The sequence below is a fragment of the Flavobacterium sp. DW-iso2 genome (genome assembly GCF_058725285.1).
Window position 1 is genome coordinate 14,060 of the sequence record NZ_JBZXDY010000003.1, and the last position, 26,841, is coordinate 40,900.

At 33.2% G+C, this 26,841-nt stretch carries 24 protein-coding genes and 1 tRNA gene; 10 read left to right on the forward strand and 15 right to left on the reverse strand.

Annotated features, from left to right (window positions below):
* Window positions 1-33: 33 nt before the first annotated feature.
* The 6 genes from AC4PRO_RS02745 to AC4PRO_RS02770 form a co-directional block, all read right to left on the reverse strand.
* Window positions 34-609, reverse strand: coding sequence for an OmpH/Skp family outer membrane protein (locus tag AC4PRO_RS02745; RefSeq protein ID WP_492116219.1), 576 nt, complete (start codon window positions 607-609; stop codon window positions 34-36).
* 243 nt (window positions 610-852) lie between these two features.
* The gene (locus AC4PRO_RS02750; protein WP_492116220.1) at window positions 853-1,701 is read right to left on the reverse strand and encodes a class I SAM-dependent methyltransferase; all 849 of its coding nucleotides are present in this window, start codon (window positions 1,699-1,701) and stop codon (window positions 853-855) included.
* 90 nt (window positions 1,702-1,791) lie between these two features.
* A complete protein-coding gene (locus AC4PRO_RS02755) occupies window positions 1,792-2,256 on the reverse strand; it encodes a GNAT family N-acetyltransferase (RefSeq protein WP_492116221.1) in 465 nt (154 codons plus the stop codon).
* Between the two features lie 248 nt (window positions 2,257-2,504).
* Entirely contained in the window at window positions 2,505-4,376 is a 1,872-nt protein-coding gene (gene mnmG, locus AC4PRO_RS02760; RefSeq protein WP_492116222.1) for a tRNA uridine-5-carboxymethylaminomethyl(34) synthesis enzyme MnmG, read from the reverse strand.
* A gap of 232 nt (window positions 4,377-4,608) precedes the next feature.
* Window positions 4,609-5,028, reverse strand: a complete 420-nt coding sequence (ybeY, locus tag AC4PRO_RS02765) for an rRNA maturation RNase YbeY (RefSeq protein WP_074720319.1) — start codon at window positions 5,026-5,028, stop codon at window positions 4,609-4,611.
* Window positions 5,025-8,330 (reverse strand): hypothetical protein, encoded by a 3,306-nt coding sequence (locus AC4PRO_RS02770; protein WP_492116223.1) that lies wholly within the window; start codon window positions 8,328-8,330, stop codon window positions 5,025-5,027. The genes ybeY and AC4PRO_RS02770 overlap by 4 nt, the downstream gene beginning before the upstream one ends.
* Window positions 8,331-8,462: 132 nt before the next feature.
* Here AC4PRO_RS02770 and AC4PRO_RS02775 point away from each other — a divergent pair, with 132 nt between their 5' ends.
* From AC4PRO_RS02775 to AC4PRO_RS02785, 3 genes are all read left to right on the forward strand, one after another.
* Window positions 8,463-9,491, forward strand: a complete 1,029-nt coding sequence (locus tag AC4PRO_RS02775) for an alkane 1-monooxygenase (RefSeq protein WP_492116224.1) — start codon at window positions 8,463-8,465, stop codon at window positions 9,489-9,491.
* A 40-nt stretch (window positions 9,492-9,531) separates the two neighbouring features.
* Window positions 9,532-11,037 (forward strand): glutamate--tRNA ligase, encoded by a 1,506-nt coding sequence (gene gltX, locus AC4PRO_RS02780; RefSeq protein WP_492116225.1) that lies wholly within the window; start codon window positions 9,532-9,534, stop codon window positions 11,035-11,037.
* Between the two features lie 193 nt (window positions 11,038-11,230).
* On the forward strand, window positions 11,231-12,214 hold the full coding sequence (locus AC4PRO_RS02785) for an SPFH domain-containing protein (RefSeq protein ID WP_492116226.1): 984 nt from the start codon (window positions 11,231-11,233) through the stop codon (window positions 12,212-12,214).
* Window positions 12,215-12,244: 30 nt separating this feature from the next.
* On the opposite strand, the gene AC4PRO_RS02790 is transcribed toward AC4PRO_RS02785, so the two are convergent.
* The 4 genes from AC4PRO_RS02790 to AC4PRO_RS02805 all read right to left on the reverse strand — a co-directional run bounded on the left by AC4PRO_RS02790 (window position 12,245) and on the right by AC4PRO_RS02805 (window position 15,633).
* The gene (locus AC4PRO_RS02790) at window positions 12,245-12,496 is read right to left on the reverse strand and encodes a DUF6327 family protein (RefSeq protein ID WP_492116227.1); all 252 of its coding nucleotides are present in this window, start codon (window positions 12,494-12,496) and stop codon (window positions 12,245-12,247) included.
* Window positions 12,497-12,504: 8 nt separating this feature from the next.
* The gene (locus AC4PRO_RS02795) at window positions 12,505-12,855 is read right to left on the reverse strand and encodes a competence protein (protein ID WP_492116228.1); all 351 of its coding nucleotides are present in this window, start codon (window positions 12,853-12,855) and stop codon (window positions 12,505-12,507) included.
* A gap of 37 nt (window positions 12,856-12,892) precedes the next feature.
* The gene (locus AC4PRO_RS02800; RefSeq protein WP_492116229.1) at window positions 12,893-13,222 is read right to left on the reverse strand and encodes a YtxH domain-containing protein; all 330 of its coding nucleotides are present in this window, start codon (window positions 13,220-13,222) and stop codon (window positions 12,893-12,895) included.
* 308 nt (window positions 13,223-13,530) lie between these two features.
* Window positions 13,531-15,633 carry a glutamine--tRNA ligase/YqeY domain fusion protein gene (locus AC4PRO_RS02805; protein WP_492116230.1) on the reverse strand — a complete coding sequence of 701 codons (2,103 nt, stop codon included), beginning with the start codon at window positions 15,631-15,633 and terminating at the stop codon, window positions 13,531-13,533.
* Window positions 15,634-15,779: 146 nt separating this feature from the next.
* Here AC4PRO_RS02805 and folB point away from each other — a divergent pair, with 146 nt between their 5' ends.
* Entirely contained in the window at window positions 15,780-16,139 is a 360-nt protein-coding gene (gene folB, locus AC4PRO_RS02810) for a dihydroneopterin aldolase (protein ID WP_074720337.1), read from the forward strand.
* A 127-nt stretch (window positions 16,140-16,266) separates the two neighbouring features.
* Window positions 16,267-16,337 (forward strand) — tRNA-Cys (locus tag AC4PRO_RS02815).
* 414 nt (window positions 16,338-16,751) lie between these two features.
* Here the strand turns inward: AC4PRO_RS02815 and AC4PRO_RS02820 are convergent.
* Genes AC4PRO_RS02820 through rnr form a run of 3 tightly spaced genes read right to left on the reverse strand, consistent with a single transcriptional unit; the run spans window position 16,752 to window position 20,315 of the window.
* On the reverse strand, window positions 16,752-17,429 hold the full coding sequence (locus AC4PRO_RS02820) for a LysE family translocator (RefSeq protein ID WP_074720339.1): 678 nt from the start codon (window positions 17,427-17,429) through the stop codon (window positions 16,752-16,754).
* 19 nt (window positions 17,430-17,448) lie between these two features.
* Complete coding sequence (locus AC4PRO_RS02825) at window positions 17,449-18,117, reverse strand: head GIN domain-containing protein (protein ID WP_492116231.1); 669 nt, start codon at window positions 18,115-18,117, stop codon at window positions 17,449-17,451.
* Between the two features lie 5 nt (window positions 18,118-18,122).
* Entirely contained in the window at window positions 18,123-20,315 is a 2,193-nt protein-coding gene (gene rnr / locus AC4PRO_RS02830) for a ribonuclease R (RefSeq protein WP_492116232.1), read from the reverse strand.
* 103 nt (window positions 20,316-20,418) lie between these two features.
* On the opposite strand from rnr, the gene AC4PRO_RS02835 reads away from it, so the two are divergent.
* Together AC4PRO_RS02835 and rpiB are read left to right on the forward strand one after the other, a co-directional pair.
* Window positions 20,419-20,673, forward strand: a complete 255-nt coding sequence (locus tag AC4PRO_RS02835) for a DUF2007 domain-containing protein (protein WP_245712011.1) — start codon at window positions 20,419-20,421, stop codon at window positions 20,671-20,673.
* 694 nt (window positions 20,674-21,367) lie between these two features.
* The gene (gene rpiB, locus AC4PRO_RS02840) at window positions 21,368-21,799 is read left to right on the forward strand and encodes a ribose 5-phosphate isomerase B (RefSeq protein WP_492116233.1); all 432 of its coding nucleotides are present in this window, start codon (window positions 21,368-21,370) and stop codon (window positions 21,797-21,799) included.
* 74 nt (window positions 21,800-21,873) lie between these two features.
* On the opposite strand, the gene AC4PRO_RS02845 is transcribed toward rpiB, so the two are convergent.
* Entirely contained in the window at window positions 21,874-22,149 is a 276-nt protein-coding gene (locus tag AC4PRO_RS02845) for a DUF1294 domain-containing protein (RefSeq protein WP_492116234.1), read from the reverse strand.
* 54 nt (window positions 22,150-22,203) lie between these two features.
* Between AC4PRO_RS02845 and AC4PRO_RS02850 the strand changes: the two genes are divergently transcribed.
* The gene (locus tag AC4PRO_RS02850; protein ID WP_492116235.1) at window positions 22,204-24,327 is read left to right on the forward strand and encodes a Tex family protein; all 2,124 of its coding nucleotides are present in this window, start codon (window positions 22,204-22,206) and stop codon (window positions 24,325-24,327) included.
* A 37-nt stretch (window positions 24,328-24,364) separates the two neighbouring features.
* Here the strand turns inward: AC4PRO_RS02850 and tatA are convergent, their stop codons facing one another.
* The gene (tatA, locus tag AC4PRO_RS02855; RefSeq protein ID WP_074720351.1) at window positions 24,365-24,547 is read right to left on the reverse strand and encodes a twin-arginine translocase TatA/TatE family subunit; all 183 of its coding nucleotides are present in this window, start codon (window positions 24,545-24,547) and stop codon (window positions 24,365-24,367) included.
* Window positions 24,548-24,759: 212 nt separating this feature from the next.
* Between tatA and AC4PRO_RS02860 the strand changes: the two genes are divergently transcribed.
* Both AC4PRO_RS02860 and AC4PRO_RS02865 read left to right on the forward strand, forming a co-directional pair.
* A complete protein-coding gene (locus AC4PRO_RS02860; RefSeq protein ID WP_492116236.1) occupies window positions 24,760-25,272 on the forward strand; it encodes a peptidase in 513 nt (170 codons plus the stop codon).
* Window positions 25,273-25,319: 47 nt separating this feature from the next.
* A complete protein-coding gene (locus AC4PRO_RS02865) occupies window positions 25,320-26,807 on the forward strand; it encodes a GH3 family acyl-acid amido synthetase (RefSeq protein ID WP_492116237.1) in 1,488 nt (495 codons plus the stop codon).
* Window positions 26,808-26,841: the final 34 nt, after the last annotated feature.

Consider the following 26,841-nt stretch of genomic DNA (forward strand, 5'->3'; position numbering starts at 1 on the left):
ATGGAGGCTATTGAATTTTATAAAAACAGAAGTTTATTTCTTTTCTTCTGTTTTATCTTCTACTTTTTCTTCTGTTTTAACAGCAGACTTGTATTTGTCGTTTAATGCTTTTACGATATCTTTTGTAATGTCGTATTTATCTTCAGCATATAAAACGGATGCTGCATCTCCTGTACCATAGATATAAGAATATCCTTTTTCTTTACCATATGCTTTAATGAATTTTTTCACTCCGCTTACTAAAGTATCCATTTCTGCACCACTTTCTTGTTGCAATTGTTGAGATAAAGCTTGTTGAGCATAACTCAATTGTTGCTCTCTTTTTTGTAATTCAGCACCTTTTTGTTGTGCCCATGCTTGACCGTTTGCTTGTGCTTGACTTTGAAAATTAGCAGCATCTTCTTTGAAACGTTTAATCTCTGCATCTAGCTGTCTTCCTTTTTCTTCAGACTGTGCTTTGTATTTTTCAGCAAGATCTTTCGCCTCTGTATATTCTTTCATTAATACCGAAGTGTCTACATAAGCTGTTTTTACTTCTTTAACGTCTGCGGTTTTGTTGCAAGCAACAACTGAAATAGAAATTGCGATAATTAATAATACTTTTTTCATTTTGGTTTATTTGTAATTTATGTATGTATAGCAAAAATATAAAAAAATAGAGACTATCCTAAAAAACTTTGAAAATTGGCAAAAATTTATAGTATCAGGTTTTGTTATTAAAAAACAGAAAATTATAATTTATATCTATAAAAAATGACTTTAACAGCGCTTAAATAAGCCTCAAAACCATAATAAGCAATCCCAACACTCATTTCTTTGTAAATCTAACTTTAAATTAGCCTTAAATTCGATTTAATTGTTTTTTAGAACGTAAATATGGGATGAATATTCCAAATTTTGCTTCGCTTTACTATTCGATTGCAATCCAACAAAAAAGGCTTTAACAAAATTCATTTTACCGTATTTGTATTTTTCAGACAACAGACTCACATAAAAAGAGTCAAATTTCATAGGAAGTACTTTTTCTAATTCCATACCTTCTTTTTCGAAAAGCATTTTTATCGCTTTTTTCGAAAAATGCCAAAAATGAATTGGCACATCATAAGCTGCCCAAAATGTTCCATAATGTTTTGCATCGAAAGATTTGAAATTTGGCACTGCAACAATTAAAGTTCCTGATGGTTTTAGCAATCGCTTTAATTCTTTGATTTGCTTATCTAAATTTGGAACATGTTCCAAAACATGCCACATCGTAATCACGTCAAAAGAATGACTTTCTAATCCCGAAGTGTCTTCAACAAAAGAAACTGCTTTTTTCAAAGCAATGGCTCGAGCTTTATCACTTGGCTCCACTCCTACTGTTTCCCAACCGTTTTCTTTGGCTACTGCTAAAAAATCTCCAGTTCCAGCCCCAATGTCTAAAATTCTACCTTTTTGAGGTTGTTGCAAATTTATTAGCTGCAATTTATTTTTCAAAGCAATACCTTTTATAAAATGATACGCTTTTTCAAATAACGAACGTTTTCCATCCGTATGTGAAATATAATCTTCACTTTCATAATACTTACCCAAGTTTTCTAAACTGGGTTGCGGATATGTAATTAACATGTCCAGTGTTTCATCGTGGTATAAGTCAAATGTTTCTTTGGAAACAGAATGGTCTTTTACAGTAAGAAAATGCTTTTTATTTAAAATGTCCATTTTATAATTATTAGTATTTTGGTTTGCTTTTATAGCAAACCCTAAAAATGAAATTATCACTTTTAGGGTTTGCTGCTTTTATATTTTTACTTAGTACTTCCAATTTATTTTGACCGCCGATATTTTCTGATTTTCCATTCTCACTTCTCGACAAATAACAAATCCGTTTTTGACATAAAACAACAAGGGAGATTTGTACTGCTCCTTATTTTGCTTTACATCATTTTCATGATCTACAACCCAGCCATTCAAACTATTTTTATTCTTTTTCAATTCTTCCATCAATAATGAACCTTTACCGCTGCCTTGACTATTCTTCTCTACAAGTATTGCAAACCAATCTTCCTCATCTCTACAAAAAGTAAATGCCCAACCTTTTATTTTGTTTGCTTCGTCAGTCAGTAAATAATGTTTTGTGTTTGATAAGCTAGTTAGATACAAATCGAAACCCTCTATTGTTTCATAACTTAATTTCTCTGGATATTCAGTATTCCAAAGTTGGCACAAAACTTCTTTCTCTTGCAATGACAAAACAACTTTCTGAACTATCCTCATATGTAAAAAAATAAAAAAAACAAATTTCTTAATAATATCAAGGCTTCGCGAAATAGTTTCACGTGGAACATTTTTTTAGTGTTCAGTATTCAGCTACCACTAATCAGGTAGTGGGTAACATAATCACAAAAATTATTATAGAAATTTGAATACGTGTTTATCAAAAAATTACACTTTCAGCAAAACTATAAACTATAACAAGCTACAAAACTAAACTGCTTACTAAAAACTGAACACTGCAAACTTTCTTATCTTCCCATATAAATCAACAGTACCGAAACATCACTAGGAGAAACTCCGCTGATTCTCGATGCCTGAGAAATAGTTACTGGTCGAATCTTACCCAGCTTCTGTCTAGCTTCAATAGACATTGATTTGATTTTATCGTAATCAAAGTCTTCTGGGATTTTCACATCTTCTAAACGAGTCAACTTATCCGCATTATTTCTTTCCTTGTCGATGTAACCAGAATACTTGACTTGAATTTCTGCTTGCTCTAAAATTTCCTGATCTAAATCATTCTCTTCGATATAGGTTATCACTTTATCAAATTTCATAATGTCGTCCATGTCAATTTGCGGACGAGAGAAAACCTTAAACAATTTATCGCCTTGAGTAATAAGCGCAGTATCCTTTGATTCTAATATTGGATTTGCTTCTGCAACACTAACACTAGTCTCTCTGAAAAATGATACCATTTTCTCCGACTCTTTCAATTTATGCTCCATACGACGCAAACGCTTTTCAGAAGCTAAACCTATTTCGTGTGCCATCGGAGTCAATCTAAAATCAGCATTATCTTGACGCAATAACGTTCTGTACTCCGCTCTCGATGTAAACATACGATAAGGTTCTTCTGTTCCTTTGGTAATCAAATCATCAATCAACACTCCAATATAGGCTTCGTCTCTTTTTAAGATTAAAGGCGCTTTTTCGTGGACTTTTAAATGCGCATTAATTCCAGCCATCAATCCTTGAGAAGCTGCTTCTTCATAACCCGTCGTTCCGTTAATCTGTCCGGCAAAATATAAACCTTCAACCAATTTCGTTTCTAAAGTATGTTTCAACTGCGTTGGCGGAAAATAATCGTATTCGATCGCATAACCCGCCCGTAGAAATTTCACTTTTTCAAAACCAGCCACAGATTGCATCGCCTTATATTGAATATCTGCTGGAAGTGAAGTAGAAAAACCATTCACATAAACCTCACAGGTTTTCCAACCTTCTGGCTCGATAAACAACTGGTGTCTTTCTTTATCAGCAAAACGATTAATTTTATCTTCAATCGACGGACAGTATCTTGGCCCTAGACTTTTTATTCTTCCGTTAAACATTGGAGAACGATCAAAACCTTCTCTTAAAATATCATGCACTTCTAACGAAGTATAAGTCATGTGACAAGATCTTTGATGAATTAAAGGCGAGGTCAAATCAGAATAAGAAAACTTATCTGGTTTAGCATCTCCTTTTTCTTCGTTCATTTTTGAATAATCCAAAGACCGTCCATCCACTCTTGGAGGTGTACCAGTTTTCATCCTTCCAGCTTCAAAGCCAGCATTAATTAAATCCTCAGTAATTCCATGAGAGGCACTTTCACCCGCTCTACCCCCACCAAAATTTTTATCGCCAATATGAATAATTCCATTCAGGAAAGTCCCATTGGTCAGCACTACAGACTTTGCTTTTATTTCGATTCCGAGTGCCGTGGTAATTCCTTTGATTTTTCCGTTTTCAATCCACAGCCCTTTCACCATCTCCTGATAGAAATCAAGATTCGGAGTTCCTTCTAACATCATTCTCCATTCCTCAGCAAATCGCATACGATCACTTTGAACTCGTGGCGACCACATCGCAGGTCCTTTTGATTTGTTCAACATCTTGAATTGGATTGCCGTTTTGTCTGAGACAATACCGGAATATCCGCCGAGCGCATCAATTTCCCGAACGATTTGCCCTTTCGCGATTCCTCCCATAGCGGGATTGCAAGACATCTGCGCAATGTTTTGCAGACTCATGGTCACCAATAAAGTTTTTGAACCCAAATTAGCAGCAGCAGCAGCAGCCTCAGAACCGGCATGTCCAGCACCCACAACAATCACATCATATTCTTCTTGAAACATCTTATTATATGAATTTGCCCCGATATTCGGGGGTGAGATTCCAATACAAAAAAAAATTATGTTTTTGAAACCTCAATTTATTTTATCACTTCCTGCACCACAACTCTTATCTGATTACCGAATCATTTAAAGTTGTTCCACGTGAAACATTTTCAAACCATCATGCCAATAGCTAATTTATTTTCCCTTTGTTCCACGTGAAACAAAAATCTAAATTAGTATAATCAGCAAACTATTGTTCCACGTGGAACAGCGCTAATTTTTCATTTTCTTTAGAGCGCATCAACAATTCATCATCTTCTCCTTTGTCCTTGTATCCACAATAATGCAGGATTCCGTGAACCATAACTCTTTTAAGTTCTTCTTCAAAACCTACTTTAAAATCAGCAGCGTTATCCTGAACACGTTCCACAGAAATAAATATGTCGCCGCTAATTTCATTCCCCATCGTGTAATCAAAACTGATAATATCCGTAAGCGTATCATGACTCAAATACTCAAGGTTAATTTTGTGTAAATATTCATCATCACAGAAGATGTAATTAATTTCTCCTTCTTTCTTGCCTTCAGACACAATCACTGCTGAAAGCCAGTTTGCAATAGCCTCTTCATTGTCTAGGTTGTATTCGTTTTCGTAATTAAAATCGATCATTTTTTATTAAAATATTCTTGAACCTTGCGGTTAAAATTCGAGCGCAAAGGTAACGATTGTCTATCTAATATCTCAATGCTATTTAAATAATCTAACAATACGTCTGGCAATGGTTTAGATTCATTATTAAACTCCCTTATATTACTCTCAGATTGACGCTTCTTTTCCTCTCCCTGCTGCTGAATAGCTGTGTTTAATTTTAACAATTCTTGCTTTACATTCCGTATCTTTTGCAATGTTTCGTTCTTAAATCCCTTATTCAACAACTGCTTTTCTATTTGTTTCATCTGCTCCAAAGCATTCTGACCGCTATCTCCCAAACCTTGTTTCTTTAGTTCGCTTTCTAATGCCTCTCGTAGTTGCTTTTGCTCTTTATATATTTCCAACAAAGCTTGCGCATCTCCTTCTCCCATTCCTCCATCTTGCGAACTGTCTTTCCCTGTCTTACTACCTTCTCCAAACTTCCCGTCTTTACCACTACCTGGCTTTTGCCCCTTCTCCATTCCATCTTTCATTTTGTCCGCCAGACCTTCCTGTTTTTTAATAATATCCGGAAGCTGCATTCCCTTCCCACCTCCTGGTTTTGGTTTCCCAGAACCCATGCCAGACAAAGACATTTGCATATTATTCAAAATATCACTCAAAAAATCACCCAATCTATTAGCAGACGATACTGCGTATTGTTGATGTGATAACCCTTTTGGCACCTGAGCATCTGATAAATCGACTAAAGATTTATCAATATTGTAATGAACATTCCCTATCTCTTTAGTAATACCTTCAGCTATTTTTGGGTTACGTAGCGACATTGCAAACAAGCTATCATCAACATGTTTAAACTGTAATTTTAAATCCTGCTGCAGTTTAATATTTTTATTATATGATGGAGAACCTCTTTTTAAATCTCTAAATTGCATCATAACATATTCCTGAGACAACGAAAAAGCTAAAAGATTATCCACTATTTGCCGAAGCATTTTCACATCTTCTTCAATCTGTTCCTTTTCACTACCCTCTAAACCTTTTGCCATTTTCATTGCCATGGACTTCATTTTACTAGCCGCCTTCTTCTGATTTGGCTTTGCCTTTGCTTTGTTTTCTTTTTGAAGCTCCTCACTTGCTTTCTTCAAATCATCAGTTATACTATTATCTACAGCATCATCATTAGGTAAGTCTATAGGAGATTTTAATTTTTGATTGTCTTTATCGAGGTCCTTTAATTCTTCTTGAATAGCATCAAACTCTGAGTTAATCTTCTTTTGCTTGTCGGCAGAATTTTCCTTTTCATCCTCTGCTAATTTATTCTGCTTATCGGCAAGTTTATCTAATTTATCAGCTAACTGTTCCGCCTTCTTTTCTACATAATACTTCTTAGTTAATTCTACTAACTGCTCCAAATTCTTCACTTGATTTTTACTATTCTGTTTGAATTGTTCTAATTTATTGAGTAACTCCTCGTTCTTAAGTTTATCGTTTAATTGCTTTAATTCCTCTAGCAATTTCTGATTCTTTTCTAAATCTTCATCTGCTTTGTCCAAACGCTTTTTTAACTCTTCTTTCAATTCATCTTTTGGAATCGTTTTCAATTGATCCAAATTGTCCTTCATTTTCTTTGCAAACTGCTTCATCATTTCATCCTGCTGCTGCTGCTGCTGAATAAAATCTTTTACATTTTGCTGGTCTTTAAATTCAAATTGGTCTTTCTCTTTACCCGACTTTTGTAACTTATCAATTTCAGATAATTGCTTATCTTGATTACTTAATGACTTTTGAAGACTATTAATATTGTCGTTTTGCTGTTGTATTAATTCACTTTTCTTTTCTTCATCAGTCACAATACGGTTACTGAACACAGAAGATTTTGAGCTTTTATAACCATGCAACACATCATTATCAAAAACCTCAAAATAATACTCATAAGAAACTCCCTGCTGAACTGCTAATCCACCAGGAAATGAAAACAAAAACTGTTCATATCCAGATGTCTTTATTGGTATGGTTCCACGTTTAGCAACCTCTGGTTTGTTCTTTGGATAATACACGATTTGCAATTTAGACAAACCATAATCATCACCTATTTGACCCAAAACAAAACTCCTATCTACCTTTAAACTATCCGGAGCATGGCTTGCATTGATAGATGGAAACTGATCTCTTATCACTGTAAGCTGATAATTCAATTTTTCGTGATCTTTTACATGCTTATTAGAAGTAACTATTTGGTAGTCTGAGTTTTGGGTTGCATTTTTAGACAATAAAAACGTATTATCATCCTTATGAAACAAAAAACGAGCTTTTCCATCCAACAAAGCAATATTTTCAGTCGCTAATGAATTAATTTTCCATGTTACTTTTGTCCCCTCCGGAATTACAGCATTCCCCGTTCCTTTAACTACTTCTGAATTTCTATTCAAATACGACGGGTAACTTAAATGCATATCAAAATTAGAAATCGTAGGAACAGAAATGACCTTCAAATGATACTCATCAGAAGAAATAGCATTGCCCTCTAAATGAAAGAATACATCCGTAACAGGTTTACTAATTTTAAATTGAAACTCTCCTGATTTGATATTCTCCATGAAATAACTTTCTCCATTAATGAAAATCATAGCATTCTCAGGAACCACATTACCAACTGTTTTAACCTTCAGCATAAAATCTTCGTTCTGCTCGCTTTGTAGATTACTATTCAGTAAAACAAATTTAAAAGGTGCTGGAGGTAAAAACGTCTCGTTAAAATGCACCACCCGATTCAGACTTTGAGAAATGACAGCATTGTTTCCGGAAAGATAAAAGACGAGAAACAACAAAATAGGAGCAACTGCCAAAGGAATATACCGCTTATTAGAACTATAATTTATAGCACTACCAAAAGGAATTGGTTGCAACGCATTTGCTTTTTGATCGATAGAAGCTAAAAGCAACTCAGAGGATTGCTCCTGTTTATCTGTATTCGATAATTGCAGAAAATTAGTCAGTGTATCATTGACATCAGTGAAGTGCTTACCTATAATCTTAGAAGATTGCTCGTAATCTATTCCTTTTTGGAATTTGAATAATTTAAATATCGGAAATAAAATAAAGCGACACAACAGCACTAACTCTACCGCAACGAAAGTCCAAAATAAAATCGATCTTCCCATTGGTTTGAGCCAAAGAAAATATTCAACACTAAGCGTAAATAAAAAATACAACAATCCTAAACCGATAAAGAGCACAATTCCCCTGATCAACTCATTGGTATAATACTTCCTAATAAATGCTTCTAACTTTTGATAAATATATTGCTCCGTTTCCAAAATTTGACATTTTTTTAATAACCAATAAATGTAGTAATTTATATTAAAGTATACTTGTTAAAAAAAATCTGTTGTAATTAATCCATATAATAAAAGGAACAATAATTTACTATATTTAATAAAAATTACACCATGAAATATTTATTCGCATTTAGTATTCCCATTGTAGCGATGATAGGAATTTATTTTGGTGGCTTCTGGTCCTATTCTGCTTTATTGTTTGCTTTTGTATTGATTCCAATATTAGAATCAATTTTGCCCATTGACACCAATAATTACGATAGTGACACCGTTGCAAACCGCCTAAATAATAAATTTTTTGATATATTACTAATACTAAACGTCCCTATAGTTTATGGAGGAATTCTATTTAGTTTGTATAGAATTACAAAATATGAACTGCCAATATATGAAATTATAGGAATGACGCTAAGCCTAGGAATTATTCTGGGAGCAAACGGGATAAATGTTGCGCACGAATTAGGACATAGAACAACAATCTTTGAAAAAGTAATGGGAAAAATACTTCTGATACCAAGTCATTATACCCACTTTTTCATAGAACACAATCATGGGCACCACTTACATGTTTCAACTCCGGCCGATCCGTCAACGGCAAGATACAATCAAAATTTATATTCGTTCTGGCTTCAAACTGTGACTGGAACATATTTGAAAGCATGGAAAATTCAAAAAAATTTAAATAAAATTGATAATCGATCATTCCTCTCCATAAAAAATGATATGTTTTGGTTTACCATTATTCAAGCGAGCTATTTAATAACAATCTATTACTTTTTTGGCTTCAAAGGATTACTATTAGCTATATTTTCGGGAATCGTTGGGTTTTTATTGCTGGAAACCATCAACTATATTGAGCATTATGGATTAAAACGAAAGCAGCTTGCATCTGGCAGATTTGAACGTGTAAACGAGAAACATTCCTGGAACTCCAATCATGTATTAGGAAGAATCATTTTGTATGAACTCACCAGACATAGTGATCACCATTATAAATCTCAAAAAAAATATCAATTTTTAGAATACCATGACCTGTCTCCACAGATGCCTTATGGGTATCCAACATCTATGGTCTTATCATTTTTTCCACCACTTTGGTTTGCTGTCATGAACAAACGAATACCTGTAAATATGAAGTAATGAATAGAAATAGAATTATATTTGCAAAAAATCAATTATAATGTCTAAACAAGTTCGGGTGCGTTTTGCACCAAGTCCAACTGGACCATTACATATTGGCGGAGTGCGTACCGCCCTATTCAATTATTTGTTTGCCAAGAAAAATAAGGGTATTTTCTTTTTACGTATTGAAGATACAGATCAAAACCGTTTTGTTCCAGGTGCTGAAGCGTATATTTTGGAAGCATTAGAATGGTTAGGAATTTCTCCTGATGAAACTATAGGAAAAAATGAAAAATTTGGTCCTTACCGTCAAAGCGAAAGAAAACCTTTGTACAGAGAATATGCTGATCAATTAATCGATACGGGTTGGGCATATTATGCTTTTGACTCCGCTGAAGCACTTGATGCAGCAAGAAAAGAACAAGAAGAAAAAGGGAACACCTTTATTTACAATCATACCAATAGAGAATTACTAGATACTTCTCTGGTAATTTCTGCAGAAGAAACGGCCAAAAGAATCGCGAACGGTGATGCTTATGTAATCCGTTTTAAAACTCCAGTGGGTGAAACATTGCATTTACAAGATATCATTCGTGGGGATGTGAAATTTGAAACCAGTTTACTAGACGACAAAGTATTGTTTAAAAGTGACGGAATGCCAACGTACCATCTAGCTAATATTGTCGATGATCATTTAATGGAAACATCGCATGTTATTCGTGGAGAAGAATGGTTGCCTTCTATGCCGCTACACGTTCTATTGTACAGAGCATTTGGTTGGGATGCACCAGAATTTGCACACCTACCCTTGATCTTGAAGCCAATTGGAAACGGAAAATTATCCAAACGAGATGGAGATAAACTAGGATTCCCTGTATTTCCTTTAGAATGGAAAACGGAAGAAGCAATTTCATCTGGCTATAGAGAAAAAGGATTTTTCCCGGAAGCAGTACTAAACTTCCTTGCTTTATTAGGGTGGAACGATGGAACAGACAAGGAGATATACACTTTGGAAGAACTAGTAGAAGCTTTTGATTTAAACCGTGTTCATAAAGCAGGCGCTAAATTTGATCCTGAAAAAAATAAATGGTTCAACCACCAATATCTAATCAAGCAAAAAGACGATGATTTGGCAAAAGCCTTCGCTCCTATTGTTGCTGAAAAAGATATTTCTACTTCTGAAAATCAATTGACAAAAATCGTTAGTCTAATAAAAGAAAGAGCTAATTTCATTTCAGAATTTTGGGATCTGAGTGATTTCTTTTTTGTTGCACCAATAGCATACGATGAAAAAGCAAGCAAAAACTGGAAAGCAGAAACGCCTGCATTAATGCAAGAACTGATTTCTGTGCTGGAAGAAATAACTGATTTCACTTCAACCAACATCGAAACTATAATAAAAGACTGGCTGGTGATAAACGAAATTGGAATGGGAAAAGTAATGCAACCTTTCCGCTTGAGTTTGGTTGGTGCTTTAAAAGGCCCGCACCTATTTGACATTGTGGAACTCATTGGGAAAAAAGAAACAATTACCAGAATTGAAAAAGCCATAATTACTTTATAAAAAAACAAGCCTCCGTCTAATACGGAGGCTTGTTTTATTTATCGGCAATCCTATTTCCTTTGCATTATGCGATGTATAATCAAAATTAAGTTTGATGTACAATAAAGCTTTTTAACATTATTTCATTAAACATTAATCAACCAAAGTTTTTTTGTAATTTAACGGTAATTTATTAACCTAAATAATAACACTTATGAATATTACCTTAATTATCCTTCTCGTTATTGGATTATTTATTTTCATGTCTTCTTTTTTTACTGTGAAGCAGCAAACCTCAGTTATCATCGAACGATTTGGTAAATTTCACAGCGTCAGACATTCAGGACTACAACTAAAAATTCCACTAATTGATAGAGTCGCAGGACGAGTAAATCTAAAGATCCAACAATTAGATGTAATTATAGAAACCAAAACTAAAGACAATGTTTTTGTTAAACTAAAAGTTTCTGTTCAATTTATGGTAGTCAAAGAAACGGTCTATGATGCCTTTTATAAACTGGAATATGCGCATGACCAAATTACTTCTTATGTATTTGATGTAGTACGCGCCGAAGTTCCAAAATTGAAATTAGATGATGTTTTTGAAAGAAAAGATGATATCGCCATTGCTGTAAAAAGAGAGTTGAACGAAGCGATGACCACTTACGGTTATACAATTATTAACACTTTGGTAACTGATATAGATCCAGATATTCAAGTCAAAAATGCCATGAATAGAATAAATGCTGCTGATCGAGAAAAAACCGTAGCAGAATTTGAAGCGGAAGCATCACGAATTAGAATTGTAGCTAAAGCGAAAGCAGAAGCAGAAAGCAAACGCTTACAAGGGCAAGGTATTGCAGATCAAAGAAGAGAGATTGCTAGAGGACTAGTAGAAAGTGTAGATGTACTGAATAGGGTTGGTATCAATTCTCAGGAAGCTTCAGCTTTAATTGTGGTTACACAACATTATGACACCTTACAAGCCATTGGTGCAGATACCAACTCTAACTTAATCTTATTACCTAATTCGCCACAAGCTGGTAGCGACATGTTAAATAATATGGTTGCCAGTTTTACCGCTAGTAACATGGTAGGAGAATCTATGAAAAAAGGAAGTCGAAAAGAGAAGACAAAAACTCAAAAAATTCTTCCCATAGAAGAAAAAGAGGAAGAAAGTCCTGAAACGGAAGAATAAAACTTATTATTATAACAAAAAAGAGGCTTTTCAGCCTCTTTTTTTATCGATTATCCATTTGATTATAAATGGAACTGCCACATTTAATATGGTTCCGTATGAACCGGTAAAGGCCGATTTAAAAGAGCCTAGGAAATTGTTTAACAAATGGTGCGGAGTTATACTTTCCTTCGTTTTATAGTAACCCAAAACGATTTTTTGATAACTAATTTCTTTTTCAATCTTTAAAATCTCCAGTTCCCTGTCAATTTGAGCGTACGATGAATATTTTTTAGTTCCCATAATCTAGTTTAGTCGTTAAAAAATATATCTGAAAATTTCTCTAATAAAGGTCCTTCCACTACCTTGTCTCTAACTAAAAATAAAAGTCCCGTAGCAAGAAGATAAAACACTCCAATAATTAGAAATCCAAAAGGATAACTATCAAAATAATTTCCAATAGCAAAAGCCAAAGCTAAAGAAAGGAATAACAAAACCATACTGAAACCTAAAAGTATCAAAGAAAACTTTAAAATCGTCGTCGTTGATTTCATCGCCATTTTGAAAGTTCGCAATTTATAATAGGCTAAATTATTTTCAATATACGCTTGCGCCTGTTCTTGAATATCTTCAACGTTCTCCTTTATTTCTTCAAATGCCATATACTATTTATTTATTTTAAAATTTAAATCTTCTTCATTATTTTTGAAGTTTTGCGTTTTTCTCTTTTAACTCTGCTAATTTAATTTCTAAGAAACTAATTACATCTTCGGTTTTATGACTCATACTTGAAAGTAAATCGTCATAACTTCCTTCAAAATCAAATTTTGTAGTAGAGAATTTTGTTTTTACTTCATCTGAAAGTTCTTCATACTTTTTTTGTAAATCCTTTTGAGCATCTTTGTAACCATCTTTAATTTTAACTCTTGTTCTTGAACCTTTATCTGGAGCAAATAAAATTCCAACACCAGCTCCAATAGCTGCTCCAGTTAAAATTGCTAAAATCGTATTTCCTGTATTCTTTGACATAACTAGTTATATTTAATTAATAATATCATAAAGGTACAAATTTTATTAACAAGGAGATGTTAATAAGCTATTAAAGTAGTTTAATTAAGCCTCAAAGTTTATATAAAGCTTACTACTTACTGAAAACAACACAGGTTATACTGCAGAATACTTAAAAAATAAAATTAGCTTAATCAAGCGCTATGCGAGCCATTTTTAATAAAAAAAAACAATTAAGATGTATTAATTAATAGATTTTAACAATAATAAAAAAAACACCTTAAGCAGGTGTTTTAGTATTGTTAAAATCTATTCTTTGAAGAATAAATTTATAGTTCCAAGTCATTTAATAAATATGAAATTTTTTCATTTTTCTCTGTATTTCTCAATTCTGTAAGTTGATCTTTAAATTCATCAAAATTAACAGCATCCGTACTTAAATTCTGAATTGCTACAATTCTAACGGCAGCCAATTGACTTTTTAAAGACATGGTATATAATTTTGTCAAAACCTCTTTTTCGATATCCTTTGGTTGCACTTTATCAGAGTGCAGTAAAATTAAATTAGCAAACAATAACGCGTTATTATCATTTTTTACATTTTTGACAACTGTTTGATTGATCAAACTAAAGTTATCAATACTTTTTATATTAGAAACGATATTTTCCAACATCAAATCAGCATTCTCAGCGTCTTTTTCTTTAACATATTTATTGATTTCCTTTTGTGTATTCATCAATAAATTACTTTCTTTCTTGCCTTTTTCTTCCCAAGCATCTTTAAGTCCAACTGTTTTATTGAAAACTAGTTTACCTTCTCTACTATCTTTATCTGTATTGAAATAACCCAAACGTTGGAATTGAAATTTATCTCCTGCGGTACTAGAAGCTAAACCTGGTTCTACAAAACCTTTTACTATTTCGAGAGAATTAGTATTCATAAATTCCAAAAAGTTCTTTTCTTTATGACTGTCTGGCGCTTCATCAATAAACAAACGATCGTACAAACGAACTTCTGCTTCAATGGCATGTTTTATGGAAACCCAATGCAAGGTTCCAGCTACTTTCCGTTGAGAAGCTTCACTCCCACTCCCGCTTCGGCTATCTTCATCATAAGTAACATGGATTTCAGTAATAGTACCTTCACTGTCTTTTACAACACTTTCACCTTTAATGATATATGCATTTTTAAGACGAACTTCATTCCCGATACTTAAACGGAAGAATTTAGCTGGAGCCACTTCAAGAAAATCTTCTCTTTCTATGTATAATTCACGCGAAAAAGGCAATTTTCTAAAACCTGCAGCATCATCTTCCTGGTTGTTTTCGGCATCTAATGACTCTTCTTTATCTTCAGGATAATTAGTAATTACTAATTTAACTGGGTCTAAAACTGCCATTACTCGAGGCGCTGTTTTATTTAAATCTTCACGAAGACAAAATTCTAAAAGCGATACATCAATTACATTTTCCCGTTTTGCAACACCTATGATATCACAAAATTTACGGATAGAAGCAGCAGTATACCCTCTTCTTCTTAAACCAGAAATCGTAGGCATTCTAGGATCATCCCATCCATTAACTATTTTTTCCTGAACCAATTGCAATAGCTTTCGCTTACTCATTACCGTGTAATTCAGGTTTAAACGAGCAAATTCATATTGATGTGGTCTTACCTTATTTTTATCATAAATTTGGTCTAAAAACCAATCGTATAACTCACGGTGCATCACAAATTCTAATGTACATATTGAATGCGAAATTTGCTCCACATAATCACTTTCGCCATGAGCGTAGTCATACATAGGATAAATTTTCCAATCATTTCCTGTTCTATGATGATGACGGTGTAAAACGCGGTACATTAAAGGGTCGCGCATCAACATATTTGTTGATGACATATCTATTTTGGCACGTAAAACATGGCTCCCTTCTGGGTAATCTCCATTTTTCATCGCTTCGAATAAAGCTAAATTATCAGCTACAGAACGGTTTCTATAAGGACCGTCTACTCCAGGTTGCGTAGGTGATCCTTTTTGAATAGCCATATCTTCAGAAGACTGACTGTCTACATAAGCTTTATTGTTTTTAATCATTTCAACCGCCCAATCATACAGCTGCTGAAAGTAATCAGAAGAATATCGTTCTTCAGTCCAATTATATCCTAACCATAGTAAATCTTCTTTTATGGCATCAACATATTCCTGCTCTTCTTTAGCGGGATTAGTATCATCAAAACGTAGATTAACTGGGGCATTGTACTTTAATCCCAAACCAAAATTTAGACAAATCGATTTAGCGTGACCGATATGCAAATAGCCGTTTGGCTCCGGCGGAAAACGAAAACGAAGTTGCTCCTTTGGAAAACCATTTGCTAAGCTTTCTTCTATAATCTGTTCTATAAAGTGAAGTGATTTTTCTTCTGTAGACATAATGTTGTATTAAAGTAGCAAAGTTATCAAAATTGTTGGTTAAAAAGCGAATCCATGATTTGGTTATTTGTTTTTAGGCTAATAAAATTCAAATATTTCGTACTTTTATAAAATAAAAAATAAGCTAATAAAAGACGATACTCAAAATGGGAACTATTAAATTAAAAAATATCCGCACCTACTCTTATCATGGTTGCCTGATCGAAGAAGGAAAAATTGGTTCCGATTATTCGATTGACCTAGAAATAAAAACCGATTTACGTAAATCTTGTCTGTCAGATGACCTGCATGATACTGTAGATTATGTCTTGTTGAATAGAATTGTAGTCGAAGAAATGGAAATTCGCTCTCACTTACTCGAACATGTGGCACAAAGGATAATTACACGCGTCTTTGGTGAAATTCCAGAAGTATCTAGAATACTATTAGGAGTGTCAAAATTAAATCCTCCTATTGGTGGTGATGTTGAAGCGGTTACTGTAGAATTAGAAGAATACAGAAGTTAAAACCTTTGCTTATACTTAAAATTAAAAAGCGTTTTATAGTCAAAAAAGAATATTTTTTTAAAACTTTTAAACTTTAAACTTTAAAACTCTAAACTTTTTAAGTACTTTTGCCATCCATTCAATAAATGGCGTCGTGGCCGAGTGGCTAGGCTGGGCTCTGCAAAAGCTCCTACTGCGGTTCGAATCCGCACGATGCCTCTAAAACCTTCAAGGAAACTTGGAGGTTTTTTTATGTTCCATTTTTTTAGAAAAATCTATTAAAGGTAGATTCGAATCCGCGCGCTGCCTCTATAACCTTCAAGAAAACTTGGAGGTTTTTTTATGTTTAATACTCTCAAACTTATCATTTCGACTTAGGAGAAAACTCCTTTGGTATTTTCCATAAAGTAGGTTTAAACCAATTATCAGTAGAAAATAACCCAATAACAAAACACACTATACTTCCATAAACTTCACCGCTTAGTTTGTTTCGCTGAAAGTGTCTCTAGATACATGGGCAGCTTCACTGAGATGCTTGCAGCGTGACAAATAATAGGAATGATTGTTTTACTATAAAGCGTAAAAAAACCTCTACTATGAGAGGTTAAATTATTAACTAAAACAACAACTAAATCATTTCTCTATTTTTTGAAATGCTTTTTTAACCATTTCTTTTTCTTCAGGAAACCAACCTTGTGTTATTAAAATCATTCCAAAAACCATTAGAACAATACTGATTCCTTTTTTAATTTTTAGGATATTAGAAGGTGTCATTTTTGTTTTTAACTGTTTAGCCAATAGTATTTTAATACAATCTACTAATAAATAACTGATAATTACCGCAGTAAAAAAAGTCACCATTCTCGAAGTTTGCATATCTAATTTTGGCCCCACCGAAATAATGATTGCCAACCAGAAACCAAGCACACCAATATTAATAATGTTTAAGAAAAATCCTTTGATAAAAAGACTGAGATAATCTTTTCTAATAATTTCTTTATCAATTGCTATAGTATCAATCTTCTTTTCTTTTCGTAGACTAATAAAAGAAATTGCGCCGTAAGCCAACATCAATATACCTCCAAAAATAAAGAGTGCAGGTTTATCCTTTAAAGATTGAATTAATCGATAACTACCCAGGTAAGCAATACCAATAAACACGATATCACCTAAAATAACACCTAAATCAAAAACAATTGCAGCTCTAAATCCTTTTAAAATACTCGTTTCAAGTAAAATAAAAAAAACAGGCCCAATCATAAAACTTAAGAAAATCCCCCAAGGAATTCCAGATAAAATATCGTTTACCATTAAAATTTATAACTACAGATTATTTTTTTTCTACGATAGTTCCACCAAATAACGTTTCCTTATTGATTTGTTTTGGACTTCCATAAATGTAAATCGAGCCTCCTGCTTTAACTTTTGCATCAACAAGAGTACTAGCATGTATTTCTGCATTTCCTCCCGCAGAAACGTTTATTGAGGTTTGTGAGGTATGTAATTCTTTAGATTGTAAAATTCCACCAGACATAATAACAACATCTTGATTTAAAGCTTTACCAGATAATTCAATAATTCCACCAGTGACAGCTTTTACATTTACTTTTTGAACGTCTATATCAACATTAATCTGTGCTCCTTCTTTTACACTTAAATCCATGATCGTTTGTTGAAAACTAGTATCGCAGGAAACAACCGAACCTTCAGTAGCAGTGATACTTTCAATGTTTTTGAAATATAATTTAATAGTAATATCATCACCAGACAATAATTTAGGGAATGGCATTCTTATTTTTAATTCTCCATTTTTATTAACAAATTCAACTTCACTTTCCCTATTACCAGAAATTTCTGCTTTATTTTCTGAAGATGAAATTAGTGTAACTTTAAGTTTATCAAATACTTTGATATCACTAAAATCACCTAAATTTTTAGTTACCTGACCAAAGCTCATTTGGGCAACAATAACAAATGTTACAATCAATAATCTTTTCATTTTTTTTATTTTATTGGTTCTTCAATACGTCTTAAAAAATTAAAATCAAGTTGTTTTTTAACTAGATCCGCATTTTTTACTTTAACGTAAATTTCGTCTCCTAATTGTAATAATTTATGCGAACTTGCGCCTACAAGTGCATATTGTTTCTCATCGAAAGAATAATAATCATCTTTTATATCTCGAATTCGAACCATGCCTTCACATTTATTTTCAATGATTTCAACAAAAATTCCCCATTCAGTAACACCAGAAATAACTCCCAAAAATTCTTCATCTTTATGATCCTGCATGTATTTCACCTGCATGTATTTGATAGAATCTCTTTCTGCTTGGGTAGCTAATCCTTCCATGGTAGAAGAATGTAGACATTTTGCTTCATAGGTTTCTTCATCTACTGACTTTCCGCCGTCTAGATAAAACTGTAGTAAACGGTGTACCATAACGTCAGGATAACGACGAATAGGCGATGTAAAATGAGAATAATAATCAAAAGCTAATCCGTAATGACCTATGTTATCAGTAGAATATTTTGCTTTACTCATCGTTCTGATGGTTAAAGTATCTACTAAATTCTGTTCTTTGGTTCCTACAACCTCACTTAATAAACTATTCAACGATTTTGAAATATCATCTTTACTTCTCAAATCAATTTTATAACCAAATTTTGCAATAACCGTTTGTAATGCAATTAATTTATCTGCATTAGGCTCATCATGAATTCTATAGAAAAAAGTTTTCTTTTGTTTTCCAATGAATTCTGCCACTTTTTTATTAGCCAAAAGCATAAATTCTTCAATCAAATGATTAGCATCTTTTGATACTTTAAAATAAACTCCTTCCGGTTCTCCCTCTTGATTTAAATTGAATTTTACTTCTACTTTATCAAAAGAAATTGCTCCGTCGTTCATTCTTTTTCTTCTAAAAATCTTAGCTAATTCATCCATTTTTAAAGTAGCAGCAACTATTTCATCCGAAACAACATAAGAACTTCCTGTAATGGAAATTTCCTCAGGTATCGTATTGTCTTTAGTTTCTATAATATATTGCGCTTCTTCGTAAGCAAAACGTTGATCAGAATAAATTACTGTTCTTCCAAACCATTGATCAACTACTTCACATTTATCTGTAATTTCAAAAATAGCCGAAAAAGTATACTTTTCCTCATTTGGACGCAAGGAACATGCAAAATTAGACAGTACTTCTGGCAACATAGGAACTACCCTATCCACTAAATAAACAGAAGTCGCTCTTTGATAGGCCTCGTCATCAAGAATACTTCCTTCTTCTAAATAATAAGAAACATCGGCAATATGAATACCTATTTCATAATTTCCATTTTCTAATTTTTTAAATGATAAAGCATCATCAAAATCTTTGGCATCTTTTGGATCAATAGTAAAAGTCAACGTATCGCGCATATCTCTACGATTAGCAATTTCACTTTCTTCTATCGAAGTATCAATTTTTTGAGCAAAGGTTTCTACTTCAATTGGAAATTCAGCAGGCAAACCGTATTCAGCCAAAATAGCGTGAATCTCGGTATCATGTTCTCCTGGTTTACCCAATACTTTTATAACTTTTCCAAAAGGACTATCTGCTCTTGACGGCCAGTCTTCGATATGAACTAATACCACATCTCCTTGCTCTGCCTCTCCTATTTTATCTTTTGGAATAAAAATATCCGTATACATTTTTGGATTGGCGGTAGAAACAAAAGAAAAATTCTTCTGAATATCAATCACTCCTACAAAGTCGGTTTTATGTCTTTCAATTACTTCAATAACCTCACCTTCAGGTCTTTTTCCTTTTCTTCGGTTATAAACATATACTTTTACAATATCTTTATCTAAGGCATGGTTTAAATTATTAGTCGGAATAAATACATCCTCCTCTAATTCAGCACAAACAAAATAGGCTGTTTTTCTACCTGTCATGTCAATCTTGCCTTCGTAATACTCTTTGCTTTCTGCTTTAATCAAATATTTTCCAGGCTCTGATTCTATAATTTTATTTTGGCTTGCAAGTATCTTTAAATCCTTTATAATTTGGTTTCTACTTTGTGTATCGTCAAGCTCTAGCTTTGCTCCTATTTGTTTATAATTGAATGCTTTATTAGCACTTTGCGATAATATTTTTATAATTTGTTCAGAGAAATCCTTCTCTTTCTTTACCGGCTTTCTTATTCTTTTACTCATAAATCTTTTCTTAAAAGTCGAAAATTACGAAATAGTATGCAGTTATAAGAAAATAGCAGGCAGTTTTAAAGAAAATATAACTTTACAGAATAGTTGTATCTTTATGAAAACAATAAAAATGGAAGCATTTATAACCATCGCTATTTTTGATTACATCCATGAAATAGAAATTCTAAAACATCGATTGGATCAGGAAGGTTTGCAGTATTATTTTCAGAATGAATTGATGTCGTCAATTGTTCCCATGTACTCAACTGCTCTTGGAGGAATCAAACTTAAAATTCATCCTAATGATTTTGCAAGTGTAAAAGCAATTTTACAAGAAATGAAGTACGATAACAATTTAAAAATTGTTTAATTTTTCTTTGAAGTTGTCAACACATATATAATACAACAAAAAAAAAAATTAATTTAAATTATTTATTAATGGGTATTATAGGGTGTTAATAGTGGCTATAAATATTTTAAAAAAAGTATTGAAACCAAGTTATAGTATTTTATTTGGAGTTATTAACAATACTATATTTACTTAAATATCTTATTTTAAAGCCTTTTTAGATTTTAATTAACAACGGTTGATAAACTAAAATCATTTGAATTTGTAAATAAGTATTTTTTAAAATTTTGTTAATAAAGTACTTTTTTATATTGATAACTATTCTAAAAATTCACCAAAGTAAATTTGGATTTCTAATCTGGGTTTTGGATTACATATTTTTTTAATACTACAGAAAAATAGTTCTAATATTCTATCTCAAGTTATCAACAATCAATGTTAATTTAAAGTTAACTGAATATCAAGTAATTACGTTTTGCTATTAACAATGTATATTTTTAACAAATTATATTCAAATTATTTATTGATTATCAATGTTTTATGCAATAATGAGAATTGTTGATAACTGCTAAACTTACTCGTAACCTGTATCTTAGAGTACAGTAAAATTAAGGGGTCGATGCTATTTTACTTTTTTAACAAATAATGAATTCTATACTTTAATTATACAAAATTGTTTTGGTAAATTTGCAGCACACAACTTAATAGAAATATAATGAAAATAGCAATTGGAAATGACCATGCCGGTCCAGAATATAAGAAGGCCATTGTCGAAATGCTTAAAGCAAAAGGATACGAAGTAACTAATTACGGCACAGATTCAATTGATAGTGTGGATTATCCTGATTTTGGACATCCTGTTGCAACAGATGTAGCTGAAGGAAGAGTTGATTTTGGAATTGTTATTTGCGGAAGCGGAAATGGAATTGCTATGACTGCTAATAAACACCAGAAAGTACGTGCTGCTTTATGTTGGATGAAAGAGATTGCGGCTTTGGCTCGTCAGCATAATGATGCTAATATTATTAGTATTCCCGCTCGTTACACATCGATTCCGCAAGCAGTAGAAATGGTGGAAACTTTTTTAGACACTGCATTTGAAGGAGGAAGACACCAAAATAGAGTTGATAAAATTGCGTGTTGCTAATTTTTGAAATCGAGGTGCTACGCATCAAATAATTACATCTAGCCTATTCATTTTTAAATGAATAGGCTTTTTTATTAAGAATAAAATCCAAAATAAAAATAGGCAAAAAGAAATACTACTTGCATAACTAAAAGAGCCCAAAACTTTAAAAGATAACTTCTTTTAGCTGTTTTATGTCTAAAAATAAGCATTGCTAATGCCGAACCAATAGTTCCACCAATTAATACAAAAGTTAAAAGTGTTTTTTCTGGTATTCTTCTTTTTTGGTTTTTGGCTAGGTATTTATCGTAGGCAATTAATACAAAAGCAATTACATTAACAATTAAAAAACAGTAGAATAAAATAATCATTTAACTCAATTTAAGGTTCAAAGATATTATTTTAGCTGTTCGAAAAAAACTAAAATGACTAACATACAATTCATATCTAAAACAGTTGCCACGGCAGCAATCAACATTCAAAAAACCGTTCAATTATTGCAGGAAGATTGTACGATTCCCTTTATTTCTAGGTATCGAAAAGATACTACAGGAAACCTAGACGAAGTTCAAATCGAAAATATAGCCAAACTTCAAAAAGAGTACGAAGTAGTAGTGAAACGAAAAGAAGCCATTTTAAAAGCAATTACGGAGCAAGGCGCCATGAACGAAGGTTTGTTTGCTAAAATTGACAAAAGTTTTGATCTTCAAGAACTTGAAGATTTCTACTTGCCATACAAAAAGAAGAAAAAAACCAAAGCCGATGTCGCTCGTGAAAACGGACTAGAACCTTTGGCAAAAATCATCATGGCGCAAAATAATGATGATGTCGATTTTATTTCGACCAAATATATCAACGACAATGTTAGCAATGAAGATGCAGCATTACAAGGCGCAAGAGATATTGTAGCCGAATGGATTAATGAAAATATTTATGTTCGAAAGCAATTGCGACGTTTATACGAACGCAAAGCGACGATTACAACCAAGGTAGTTAAAACCAAAAAAGACGGCGAAGCAGCACAGAAGTTCAATCAATATTTTGATTGGTCTGAGCCATTGACCAAAGCGCCTTCCCATCGATTAATGGCGATGTTACGAGCCGAGAACGAAGGTTTTATCAAGTTTAAAATCGAAGTAGACATAGATGAAGCCTATGATATTATTGACGCAGTAATTCTAAAGGGACAAAATAAAACGACACCGCACGTACAATTGGCCATTGAAGACAGTTACAAACGATTGTTGAATCCTGCTATTTCAAACGAAGCTTTGCAAGAAGCTAAAGCCAAAGCTGATGCTAATTCGATACAGGTTTTTGCTAATAATTTAGGACAATTATTGTTAGCGCCACCTTTGGGAGAAAAACGTATTTTGGCAATTGACCCAGGCTTTAGAAGTGGTTGTAAAGTGGTTTGTTTGGACGAAAAAGGAGATTTGCTGTACAACGAAAATATTTATCCGCATGCGCCACAGAACGAAACGGCCATGGCGATGAAAAAAATAAAATCGATGGTGAATGCCTATAAAATTGATGCCATCTCGATAGGAAACGGAACCGCTTCCCGCGAAACCGAATTCTTCATCAAGAAAATTGCGTTCGACAAACCGGTGCAAGTTTTTATTGTTTCGGAGGCTGGAGCTTCAGTTTATTCGGCTTCTAAAATTGCTAGAGAGGAATTTCCTGATTATGATGTGACTGTCCGTGGTTCGGTTTCTATCGGAAGACGACTTTCTGACCCGTTGGCCGAATTGGTAAAAATTGATCCAAAAGCCATTGGCGTAGGCCAATACCAACACGATGTGGATCAAACGAAGTTGAAAGAAGAATTGGATAGCACCGTAATTCGTTGTGTGAATTCAGTGGGAATTAATATCAACACCGCTAGTAAACATTTGTTGAGCTATGTTAGTGGAATAGGAGAGAAGTTGGCGGAAAATATTGTGAATTACCGTTCAGAAAATGGCCCTTTTGAAAATCGAAAACAACTGAAAAAAGTTCCTCGTTTAGGCGAAAAAGCATACCAACAAGGAGTTGCTTTTATCCGAATTTCGAATGCAAAAAATCCGTTGGACAACTCAGCTGTGCATCCAGAAGCCTACTCTATTGTGGAGAAAATGGCCAAAGATTTAAAATTGACAGTCCATGATTTGATAGCCAATAAAGAAAAAACCGCCTTAATCAAACCAGAGAATTACATCACTCCAGAAATTGGGTTATTGACCTTAAAAGACATCATCAAAGAACTTGAAAAACCGGGATTAGATCCAAGAAAGTCAGCCAAAGTATTTGAATTTGATCCCAATGTAAAAACAATAAAAGACGTAAAATCAGGAATGATTCTACCTGGAATCGTTAATAACATCACTAATTTTGGTTGTTTCGTAGATATTGGAGTAAAAGAAAGTGGTTTGGTTCACATCTCGCAGCTCAAAGCAGGTTTCGTAAGCGATGTTAACGAAGTGGTGAAATTACATCAGCACGTTACCGTAAAAGTCACAGAGGTGGATGAGGATAGGAAGAGAATTCAATTGACGATGGTGATTTAAAAGCATAAAAAAAGTCCCGATTAATTCGGGACTTTTTTTATTTTTTTTCGTTTTCAGTTTCGTCTTTCTTATCAGCTGAAGGCTCTTCTTTCGCGGCATTTTTAAATTCTTTAATTCCGCTTCCTAATCCTTTCATTAATTCTGGAATTTTCTTACCTCCAAAAAGTAATAAAACAACTGCTAAAATAACAAGGATTTCTGTAACACCAAATCTTCCCATGATTGAATAGTTTATGCCGAAGCAAATTTGTAATAAATCTAGCGACAAAGGTAAATAGAATAACTTAATAAGGATTCAATTTAACTATTATTTAATTCAGTTAGCGTTAAAAATGTATTAAAATAAAATCATTGGCAGGAATTCAGCCGAACTAAGGGTCCAAAGCACTTTCCTTGACATTAATTATTATATTTGTAACATAAAGAAAAACTATGCCAGGAAAAAGATTAAAAAGAAAAAAACTTCACCGTAAATTATTCACTAAAAACCGCCTGGTTATTTTGAATGAGGATACTTTTGAAGAAATTTTTTCTTTAAAATTAAACTTAATGAATGTTTTTGTTGTGGCAAGTATTGGTGCCATTTTTTTGATTTCAGTCACCACTTTCATCATTGCTTTTACTCCTTTAAGAGAATTTATTCCGGGGTATTCTTCTTCTAAATTAAAAAGAGATGCCACTGAATTAGCTTTAAAATCAGATTCATTAACTATAGCATTGAAGAAAAATGAGGCTTATATTCTATCCATTCAAAAAGTGCTTAATGGAGAATTAGAATATGCTAAATTCAACAAAGATTCGATACTTGCATCCAGCGAGGAAGTAGTTCCACAAGTAAAATTATCGGCATCAGAAGCCGAAATGGAACTAAGAAAAGAAGTAGCAAAAGAGGAGAAAATCTCGCAATCAGCCGCTACGAAGGGTGGGAGTAAAAAGTCGAAATAATAAAAATTTTGTGACTTCGTGCCTTCGAGGCAAAATCAAAAAAAACTATGTCAGTAAAATCAGCCGCAGCAAAACTATTTGCCAAGAAAATATATAAGAAAACACAAGCTTGGTCCAGCAATCCTATTGCGAGCCAAAAAAATGTTTTAAATTCATTAATTAAAGAAGCAAAGAAGACCCAATTTGGAATTGATCATCATTTTGACCAAATAAAAACGTTTGAAGATTTTGCAGTACAAGTTCCAATTCGTGATTATGAGGATTTAAAGCCTTATGTCGAAAAAGTGGTAAAAGGAGAAGAAAATATTCTTTGGAAAGGAAAACCACTTTATTTTGCCAAAACGTCAGGAACCACTTCTGGAGCAAAATACATTCCGCTTACTAAGGAATCGATGCCGTATCATATTGAAGCGGCCCGAAATGCTATTCTATTATACATCCATGAAACAGGAAATGCGGATTTTGTGGACGGAAAAATGATTTTTCTGCAAGGAAGTCCAATTCTAGAAGAAAAACACGGAATAAAATTTGGCCGACTTTCAGGAATTGTAGCACATTTTGTTCCAAAATATTTGCAAAAAAACCGAATGCCATCTTGGGAAACCAATTGCATTGAAGATTGGGAAACGAAAATAGATGCTATTGTCGAAGAAACATTCGAAGAAAACATGACCGTTATTTCAGGAATTCCTTCATGGGTACAAATGTACTTTGAGCGTTTGCAACAAAAAGGAGAGAAGACTGTGGGCGAAATCTTTAAAAATTTTAATCTGTTTATTTATGGCGGGGTTAATTACGAGCCATACAGAGCTAAATTCGAAAATTTAATCGGTAGGAAAGTAGATAGTATTGAGCTTTTTCCAGCTTCGGAAGGCTTTTTTGCCTATCAGGATTCGCAGAAAGAAAAAGGAATGTTGCTTTTGTTGAACGCTGGAATATTTTATGAGTTTGTAAAAAGCGACGATTTTTTCTCTGATAAACCAAGGAGGTACACTATTGGAGAAGTAGAATTAGGTGTCAATTATGTTTTGATAATTTCTACTAATGCCGGACTTTGGGGATACAATATTGGAGATACTGTGCAGTTTACTTCATTAAAACCCTACCGAATCATCGTTTCAGGAAGAATTAAACATTACATATCCGCTTTTGGGGAACACGTAATTGGAAAGGAAGTGGAATGTGCATTACAAGAAGCTATGAAAGGAACAAATGCAAGGGTAAATGAGTTTACCGTTGCTCCGCAAATAAGCCCTTTAAGTGGATTGCCTTATCATGAATGGTTTATTGAATTTGAAAATGAACCGGACGATCAGGCCATTTTTAAGGAAGCGTTAGACAATGCGATGAGAAAACAAAACATGTATTATGACGATTTGATTGTAGGGAATATTCTTCAAAAAGTGGTAATAACAAAGGTGGTCAAAAACGGTTTTCAAGATTATATGAAATCAATCGGAAAATTGGGAGGGCAAAATAAAATCCCGAGACTTTCTAATGATAGGAATATTGTTGAAGTATTGAACATAAAATAAAAGAATTATATTCGTTGGTTAGAAAAAATAAAAT

Bases quoted from the DNA above. Each gene is read 5' to 3' on its own strand.
- AC4PRO_RS02790 (WP_492116227.1), bottom strand. From the start codon at position 12,496: ATGGGAACTAAAAAATATTCATCGTACGCTCAAATTGACAGGGAACTG.
- AC4PRO_RS02825 (WP_492116231.1), bottom strand. From the start codon at position 18,117: ATGAAAAGATTATTGATTGTAACATTTGTTATTGTTGCCCAAATGAGC.
- AC4PRO_RS02755 (WP_492116221.1), bottom strand. From the start codon at position 2,256: ATGAGGATAGTTCAGAAAGTTGTTTTGTCATTGCAAGAGAAAGAAGTT.
- AC4PRO_RS02745 (WP_492116219.1), bottom strand. From the start codon at position 609: ATGAAAAAAGTATTATTAATTATCGCAATTTCTATTTCAGTTGTTGCT.
- folB (WP_074720337.1), top strand. From the start codon at position 15,780: ATGGGAACTATTAAATTAAAAAATATCCGCACCTACTCTTATCATGGT.
- AC4PRO_RS02835 (WP_245712011.1), top strand. From the start codon at position 20,419: ATGAAAACAATAAAAATGGAAGCATTTATAACCATCGCTATTTTTGAT.
- AC4PRO_RS02860 (WP_492116236.1), top strand. From the start codon at position 24,760: ATGCCAGGAAAAAGATTAAAAAGAAAAAAACTTCACCGTAAATTATTC.
- mnmG (WP_492116222.1), bottom strand. From the start codon at position 4,376: ATGTTTCAAGAAGAATATGATGTGATTGTTGTGGGTGCTGGACATGCC.
- AC4PRO_RS02845 (WP_492116234.1), bottom strand. From the start codon at position 22,149: ATGATTATTTTATTCTACTGTTTTTTAATTGTTAATGTAATTGCTTTT.
- AC4PRO_RS02785 (WP_492116226.1), top strand. From the start codon at position 11,231: ATGAATATTACCTTAATTATCCTTCTCGTTATTGGATTATTTATTTTC.
- AC4PRO_RS02795 (WP_492116228.1), bottom strand. From the start codon at position 12,855: ATGGCATTTGAAGAAATAAAGGAGAACGTTGAAGATATTCAAGAACAG.
- AC4PRO_RS02750 (WP_492116220.1), bottom strand. From the start codon at position 1,701: ATGGACATTTTAAATAAAAAGCATTTTCTTACTGTAAAAGACCATTCT.
- rnr (WP_492116232.1), bottom strand. From the start codon at position 20,315: ATGAGTAAAAGAATAAGAAAGCCGGTAAAGAAAGAGAAGGATTTCTCT.
- AC4PRO_RS02865 (WP_492116237.1), top strand. From the start codon at position 25,320: ATGTCAGTAAAATCAGCCGCAGCAAAACTATTTGCCAAGAAAATATAT.
- tatA (WP_074720351.1), bottom strand. From the start codon at position 24,547: ATGGGAAGATTTGGTGTTACAGAAATCCTTGTTATTTTAGCAGTTGTT.
- gltX (WP_492116225.1), top strand. From the start codon at position 9,532: ATGTCTAAACAAGTTCGGGTGCGTTTTGCACCAAGTCCAACTGGACCA.
- AC4PRO_RS02820 (WP_074720339.1), bottom strand. From the start codon at position 17,429: ATGGTAAACGATATTTTATCTGGAATTCCTTGGGGGATTTTCTTAAGT.
- ybeY (WP_074720319.1), bottom strand. From the start codon at position 5,028: ATGATCGATTTTAATTACGAAAACGAATACAACCTAGACAATGAAGAG.
- AC4PRO_RS02775 (WP_492116224.1), top strand. From the start codon at position 8,463: ATGAAATATTTATTCGCATTTAGTATTCCCATTGTAGCGATGATAGGA.
- rpiB (WP_492116233.1), top strand. From the start codon at position 21,368: ATGAAAATAGCAATTGGAAATGACCATGCCGGTCCAGAATATAAGAAG.
- AC4PRO_RS02800 (WP_492116229.1), bottom strand. From the start codon at position 13,222: ATGTCAAAGAATACAGGAAATACGATTTTAGCAATTTTAACTGGAGCA.
- AC4PRO_RS02850 (WP_492116235.1), top strand. From the start codon at position 22,204: ATGACTAACATACAATTCATATCTAAAACAGTTGCCACGGCAGCAATC.
- AC4PRO_RS02805 (WP_492116230.1), bottom strand. From the start codon at position 15,633: ATGTCTACAGAAGAAAAATCACTTCACTTTATAGAACAGATTATAGAA.